Origin of the sequence: Solimonas soli DSM 21787, assembly GCF_000474945.1 — a bacterium.
Lineage (GTDB): Bacteria > Pseudomonadota > Gammaproteobacteria > Nevskiales > Nevskiaceae > Solimonas > Solimonas soli.
Map to the genome: position 1 here is coordinate 22,083 of NZ_AXDW01000026.1, position 6,713 is coordinate 28,795.

6 protein-coding genes are annotated in these 6,713 nt (G+C 65.5%); 3 read left to right on the forward strand and 3 right to left on the reverse strand.

Features of this window, described 5'->3' with window-relative positions; all coding sequences use genetic code 11:
• Position 1: 1 nt before the first annotated feature.
• Genes K344_RS0111555 through K344_RS0111565 form a run of 3 tightly spaced genes read right to left on the reverse strand, consistent with a single transcriptional unit; the run spans position 2 to position 2,663 of the window.
• On the reverse strand, positions 2 to 913 hold the full coding sequence (locus K344_RS0111555; RefSeq protein ID WP_211234529.1) for an HpcH/HpaI aldolase/citrate lyase family protein: 912 nt from the start codon (positions 911 to 913) through the stop codon (positions 2 to 4).
• On the reverse strand, positions 914 to 1,396 hold the full coding sequence (locus tag K344_RS0111560; protein ID WP_028080801.1) for a MaoC family dehydratase: 483 nt from the start codon (positions 1,394 to 1,396) through the stop codon (positions 914 to 916).
• A 58-nt stretch (positions 1,397 to 1,454) separates the two neighbouring features.
• Positions 1,455 to 2,663, reverse strand: coding sequence for an acyl-CoA dehydrogenase family protein (locus K344_RS0111565; RefSeq protein ID WP_157622883.1), 1,209 nt, complete (start codon positions 2,661 to 2,663; stop codon positions 1,455 to 1,457).
• Positions 2,664 to 3,066: 403 nt separating this feature from the next.
• Between K344_RS0111565 and K344_RS0111570 the strand changes: the two genes are divergently transcribed.
• The 3 genes from K344_RS0111570 to K344_RS0111580 all read left to right on the forward strand — a co-directional run.
• Positions 3,067 to 4,581: an acetyl-CoA carboxylase biotin carboxylase subunit gene (locus K344_RS0111570; RefSeq protein ID WP_051362160.1), complete on the forward strand. Its 1,515-nt coding sequence runs from the start codon at positions 3,067 to 3,069 to the stop codon at positions 4,579 to 4,581.
• A gap of 3 nt (positions 4,582 to 4,584) precedes the next feature.
• Entirely contained in the window at positions 4,585 to 5,085 is a 501-nt protein-coding gene (locus K344_RS0111575; protein ID WP_028080804.1) for an acyl-CoA carboxylase biotin carboxyl carrier protein subunit, read from the forward strand.
• Between the two features lie 63 nt (positions 5,086 to 5,148).
• Positions 5,149 to 6,713: acyl-CoA carboxylase subunit beta (locus tag K344_RS0111580; protein WP_028080805.1), on the forward strand; the 1,565-nt coding region annotated here is incomplete at its 3' end.

Genomic DNA, 6,713 nt, shown 5'->3' on the forward strand with positions numbered 1-6,713 from the left:
TTCAAAGCACGCCTGCGGCGCGAAGCACACGCTGCGCGCCACGCAGATGCGGCATGTCGAGCATGCGGCCGTCGACCGAGACAGCGCCGGCACTGCCGCCGAAGGCGTCGACGACGCGCTGCGCATAGGCGATCTCCTCGGCTTTCGGCGTGAAGGCGTCATTGATGATCGCGACCTGATCCGGATGGACGGCGATCTTGCCGGTGAACCCATCGCGGCGCGCCAGCACGGCGTTGCTGCGGCAACCTTCGCCGTTGCGGATGTCGACGTACACGGTGTCGATCGCTTCGATGCCGAGCGCATGCGCCGCCAGCAAGCACTGCGCGCGCGCGTGCTCATACAGCGGCTGCCAGACACCGCCGGCGCTGCGAGGATCGCCGGCACCGAGCGCGCTGCTGAGATCCTCGGCGCCCCAAATAAGGCCCGCCAGCCGCGGATGGCCCTTCTTCGCCAGCTCCGCCATTCTGAGCACGGCGATCGGCGTTTCCGTGCAAACCGCGAGCACGCGTGTGGCGCCCTGCGCGCAGCCCGACATGGCCTCGACTGCGTCAAGGTAATGGCCGAGGTGATCGAGGTCCTCGGGGCCGCGCAGCTTCGGCAGCACCACACCCGCGACGCCAGGCCGGATGACTGCGCCGAGGTCGGCCAGAATCTCGCCCGATTGCAGATCGTTGACGCGAACCCAGGGCTGGCTCGGGCCACGGTAGCCGTGCAGGAACTCGGCGAGCATGGTGCGCGCCTCGCACTTGCGTGCCGGCAGCACGGCGTCCTCGAGATCGAAGATCAGTGCGTCAGCGCCAAGCGTGACCGCCTTTTGCAGTTTTCGCGGGTTGTCAGCCGGAACGAACAGAAGCGAGCGAATCCGCGAGCAGCCGTTGTCCTGTGCCTTGCCCGTATGCATGGCCGGATCCATTCACGCGGCGGCGCCGACCGCCGGCGCCACGACGGCTGGGCGACGCAGCATCAGGGCCTGACGCAGCGTCGTGCAGACCAGTTCGTCGTCCTGGTTGTAGCCCTCATGACGGAAGGTGACGATACCGGCGTTTGGGCGCGACTTGCTCTCGCGAATCTCCACGACGGTGGTCTGCGAACGCAGCGTGTCTCCGGCAAAAACCGGCTTCGGAAAACGTGTGTCCGTCATGCCCAGATTGGCGACGGTCGTACCGAGCGTCGTGTCCTGGATCGATAAGCCCAGCACCAAGCCGAGCGTGAAAATGGAATTGACCAGCGGCTTACCGAATTCGGTGGTCCGGCAATACTCGGCATCGATGTGGATCTGCGCGGGATTGTAGGTCGCGCTGCAGAACCACACGTTGTCCGCCTCGGTAACCGTACGACGGATCTCGTGCCGGAACACCTGATTGAGCTCGAACTGCTCTAGATACAAACCTGCCATGTGCTGTCCTTGACTGTTGGTGCGGCGCCAGCCGCCACGTTGCCAGATACGCCGACGGCTATGCCTTGAGCAGCTCGCCGGCAATGATCATCTTGCGGACTTCTGTCGTGCCGGCACCGATCTCCAGCAGCTTGTTGGCACGGTAGAGACGATTGATCTCGGACTCCCAGATGTAGCCGGAGCCGCCATGCACCTGCACCGCATGGTCGAGCACCTTGTTCATCGTGTTCGCCGCGTGCATGACACTGGCCGCGGTCAGCATGTGAATGTCGCCGCGGCCGCCCTGGCTCTCGTCGATCGCGTTGCAGGCGCGGAGCACTTGATAGGTGAACACGCGCATGGATTCGACCCATACGTACATGTCCGCCAGCATCGACTGCACCATCTGGAAGTCGGCGATCCGGCGACCGAACTGCTTGCGCTGCTGCGCGTAGTTTACTGACAGTTCGAAGGCGCGCTCTGCGATGCCAAGACAGATCGGAGCGATCACGGCACGCTCGAGATCGAGGCCCGACATCACGATCTTCACGCCACGGTTCTCATCGCCGACCAGGTTCTCGGCCGGCACGCGGCAGTTGTCGAACACGAGTTCCGCCGTCTGGCTGCCACGGAAGCCCATCTTCGTAAGCTTTTGCGCGACCTGGAATCCGGGGAAGTCCTTCTCGATGATGAAGGCGGATATGCCGTGCGCGCCCTTCTCCTTGTCCGTCTTCGCGTAGACCAGCAGCACGTCGGCAACTGGCCCGTTCGTGATGTAAATCTTGCGGCCATTGAGCACATAGTGACCACCATCACGCACTGCGGTGGTCCGCATCGAACCCAGTGCATCCGACCCGGCGCCCGGCTCGGTGAGGCCAAGCGCACCGATTGCAGTGCCTTTGTTCATCGCCGGCAGATATTTGCGGCGTTGCTCATCGTTGCCGTTGCGCAGAATGTTGTTCATGCACAGGTTCTCGTGCGCGACCCAGGCAAGCGCCAGCGCATGGTTCCAGCGTGCGAACGCCTGGACAATCAAGCCGGACGAGAAGAAATCCATGCCGGAGCCACCGAACTCCGGCGGCGCGGTGATGCCGAAATAGCCGTTTTCACCGAGCTTCGGAAAAATATCCGACGGCCACCACTCCTCGTCGTCCATGCGCTGCGCGAGCGGATAGAACTCCGCACGACCAATGCGATCGGCCTGGTCGAGGATTTGCTGCTCGTCGTCGCTGAGGCCGGTGAAGGCCTGCATCACGCTGACGGCGGGGAAAGTTCTGAAGTCGTTCATGAGGTAGAGGTCTGGGTTTCACACATGCGACGCAAGCGCCGCGATTTAATTCAGGGGTTCAGGCACGCGCGGTAGTGCGATGGACTGGCGGAATACGTGGCCGCGTATCTGCCGTCAGCAATGGCATGCGCAAGGTCAACGGATGATCGTATGGCGGCGTCGGCATTTCTCTCTCCTCTTCTTGTGCAAGAAGTTCAGGCCTTGACGATGTTTATGTCGTGTCGACACTATTTTACTTGTTCACAATTTACGATATACCATATTCGTCGTCCAGCCTGGCTGTGCAGAAATTGCCGGGCACGGACACTCGCGAGAGATGAATCACCCCTCACAACTAAATAGCCGGTGGAGACGCGAAGACCGCAACGGACCGCTAGGCCTGCGCGGTGGACTGAGCCTGAACATGAATCCGAAGAACCCTACTGCACTGGCCGTCGAAAGCTGGCCCTTCACTACCGTGCTCGTCGCCAATCGCGGCGAGATCGCCGTGCGCGTGCTGCGCACGGTGCAGAAGCTCGGCCTGAGGGGCGTGGTCGTCTACCACGCCGCCGATCGCGGCACGGCCGCCGTGAAGATGGCCGATCAGGCCATCGAGATCAGCGGCGCGACGCCGGTCGCCGCCTACCTCGACGGCGCGCAGATCATCGCCGCCGCGAAGTCGGCCGGTGCCGGCGCGATCCATCCGGGCTACGGCTTCCTGTCGGAGAACAAGGGTTTCTGCGCGGCCGTCGAGGCGGCCGGCATCCGCTTCATCGGCCCGACGCCGGAGCAGATCGACCTGATGGGCGACAAGGTGCGCGCGCGCACCTACGTCGAGAAGGCCGGCTTCCCGGTCGCGCCCTCGGCGATCGAGGACGATGATCCGGCGAGCTTCGTCGAGCGCTCGCGCCAGGTCGGCGCGCCGCTCTTGATCAAGCCGAGCGCCGGCGGCGGCGGCAAGGGCATGCGCATCGTCCGCGATCTGGCGCTGCTGGAGCAGGAAATCGAGCGCGGCCGTTCGGAAGGCCAGCGCTATTTCGGCGACGGCCGCCTGTACTGCGAGCGCTACATCGAGAATCCGCGCCACATCGAAGTGCAGGTGCTCGGCGACGGCCAGGGCGGCGTCGTGCATGTGTTCGAGCGCGAGTGCTCGGTGCAGCGCCGCTTCCAGAAGATCGTCGAGGAGACGCCGTCGCCGGCGCTGTCGCCGGCGCTGCGCGCGAAGATCTGCGAGACGGCCGCCGGCATCGCGCGCTCGATCGGCTACCGCAACGCCGGCACCGTCGAGTTCATCTTCGGCCAGGGCGGCGAGTTCTACTTCCTGGAGATGAACACGCGCCTGCAGGTCGAGCATCCGGTCACCGAGGAGATCACCGGCATCGATCTGGTGCAGGAGCAGCTGCGCGTCGCCGCCGGCGAGACGCTGGGTTACGGACAGGGCGATGTGAAATCGCAGGGCCATGCCATCGAGTTCCGCATCTACGCCGAGGACGCCGCGCGCGGCTACACGCCGACCACCGGGCCGATCCTCGTGCTGCACCCGCCCGAGGGTGAAGGCGTGCGCTGGGACAGCGGCGTGCTGCAGGGCGGCGAGGTGACCTCGGCCTTCGATCCGATGATCGCCAAGCTGATCATTCGCGGCACGGATCGCAAGGACGCGATCGCCCGCGCCGACAAGGCCCTGAAGGAAACCGTGCTGCTCGGCTGCAAGACCAACACGGCCTTCCTGCGCCGCCTGATCGCCCATCCGGCCTTCGTCGCCGGCGATGTGCACACCGGCTTTCTCGACGCCAACCCGCAGATCGCCGCCGAACCGGAACTGCCGAGCCAGACGCTGCAGGCCCTGCTCGCCGCCGCGGCGCTCAGCACGCGGCCGATGCGCGATGTCGCCGACGCGGTGCCCGATCTGCATGCGGCGATCGGCGGCTGGAGGAATTAATCGATGCAACACGCCTTCAGGCTCGGCGACGCCGAGCACAACATCGCGCTGTCGCGCTCGGCGCGGGCCTATCGCCTGCACGTCGGCGAGCAGGTGCTCGACGTCGATCTCGCCGTCGCCGCCGACGGCCGCGCCTGGCTGACGCTGGGCGAGCGCCATCTCGAAGTCGTCGTCGCCACGCGCGGCGACGACGTCTTCGTGCATCTCGACGGCGAGGCCTACCAGCTGCGCTACCGGCATCCGCTCGACCGTCTCGCCGCGGCCGCGGGCGGCAGCGCCGCAGACCACATCCGCGCGCCGATGCCGGGCAGCATCGTCGCCGTGTCGGTCAAGGCCGGCGATGCGGTGACGAAGGGCCAGACCCTGCTGGTCATGGAGAGCATGAAGATGGAGACGACGATCGCCGCGCCGCGCGACGGCGTGGTCGCCGCCGTCGCCTACGAGAAGGGCCAGACCTTCGATCGCGATGCGCTGCTGCTCAGCCTTGAACGTGCCGCCGGATAAAGCACGGAACCCATTTGACAGCCGGCGCCAGGGATGGCGCCGGCTCGTACAGGAAGTACAGGCATGAAAAGAATTGAATCCAAGCTCAATACGGCTTCCGCCGACTTCCAGGCCAACGCCGAGCACAATCGCCGTCTCGCCGAGGAGTTCAAGGAAAAGCAGGACAAGGTCCGCCATTCGCGCCCGCAGCGCGACATCGACCGCCTGCGCGACCAGAAGAAACTGCTGGTGCGCGAGCGCCTGAACCTCTTGCTCGATCCGGGCACGCCGTTCCTCGAGTTCTCGTCGCTGGCCGCCAATGAGGCGTATGGCGGCGAGGTGCCGGGCGCGGGCTGCGTGACCGGCATCGGCATCGTCTCCGGCCGCGAGGTCGTCATCAACGCCGGCGACGCCTCGGTCAAGGGCGGCGCCTGGTATCCGCTGACGGTGAAGAAGACGGTGCGCGCGCTCGACATCGCCATCGAGAACCGCCTGCCGGTCGTGCATCTCTGCGACTCGGCCGGCGGCTTTTTGCCGCTGCAGGCGGATCTGTTCGCCGACAAGTACATGGCCGGCCGCATCTTCCGCAACCAGTGCATGCTGTCGAAGATGGGCGTGCAGCAGGTGTCGGTGGTGCTCGGCCACTGCACGGCCGGCGGCGCCTACGTGCCGGGCCTGTCCGACTACAACGTCATCGTGCGCGGCACCGGCGCGATCTTCCTCGCCGGCCCGCCGCTGGTGAAGGCCGCGACCGGCGAGGACGTGTCGGTCGACGAGCTCGGCGGCTGCGACATGCACACCAGCGTGTCCGGCACCGCCGACTATCCGGCCGCTTCGGAGGAAGAGGCGATCGCCATCGCCCGCGACATCGTCGCGCAGTTCAAGCGGCCGCAGAAATCGCCCATCGAGTGGCAGGAACCGGAAGCGCCGTACTACGACGCGCGCGAGCTGTACGGCATCCTGCCGCGCGACATCAAGGCGCAGTTCGACATGAAGGAAGTGATCGCGCGCCTGGTCGACGGCTCGCGCTTCCACGAATACCAGCCGGCCTACGGCAAGACCCTGATCTGCGGCTACGCGCACCTGTGGGGCTACAAGGTCGGCATCCTCGCCAACAACGGCGTGCTGTTCAACGACAGCGCCCTCAAGGGCGCGCACTTCATCGAGCTGTGCAACCAGGGCCGCGTGCCGCTGATCTTCCTGCAGAACATCACCGGCTTCATGGTCGGCAAGGAATACGAGCGCCGCGGCATCACCAAGGACGGCGCCAAGATGATCATGGCGGTGTCGAACTCGGAAGTGCCGAAGTTCACCGTCATGTGCCACGGCTCCTTCGGCGCCGGCAACTACGGCATGAGCGGCCGCGCCTTCGACTCGCGCATGCTGTTCAGCTGGCCGCAGTCGCAGACCTCGGTGATGGGCGCCGAGCAGGCCGCCAACACGCTCGCCGACGTCAAGATCCGCCAGCTCGCCAGGCAGGGCCAGAAGCTCAGCCAGGCCGACATCGACGCCATCCGCGATCCGGTGCTCGGCGAGTTCAAGCGCAAGCAGAGCGCGTACTACACGACTTCCGAGATCTGGGACGACGGCATGCTCGACCCGGTCGACACCCGCAACGCCCTCGGCATGTCGATCTCCGCGGCGCTCAA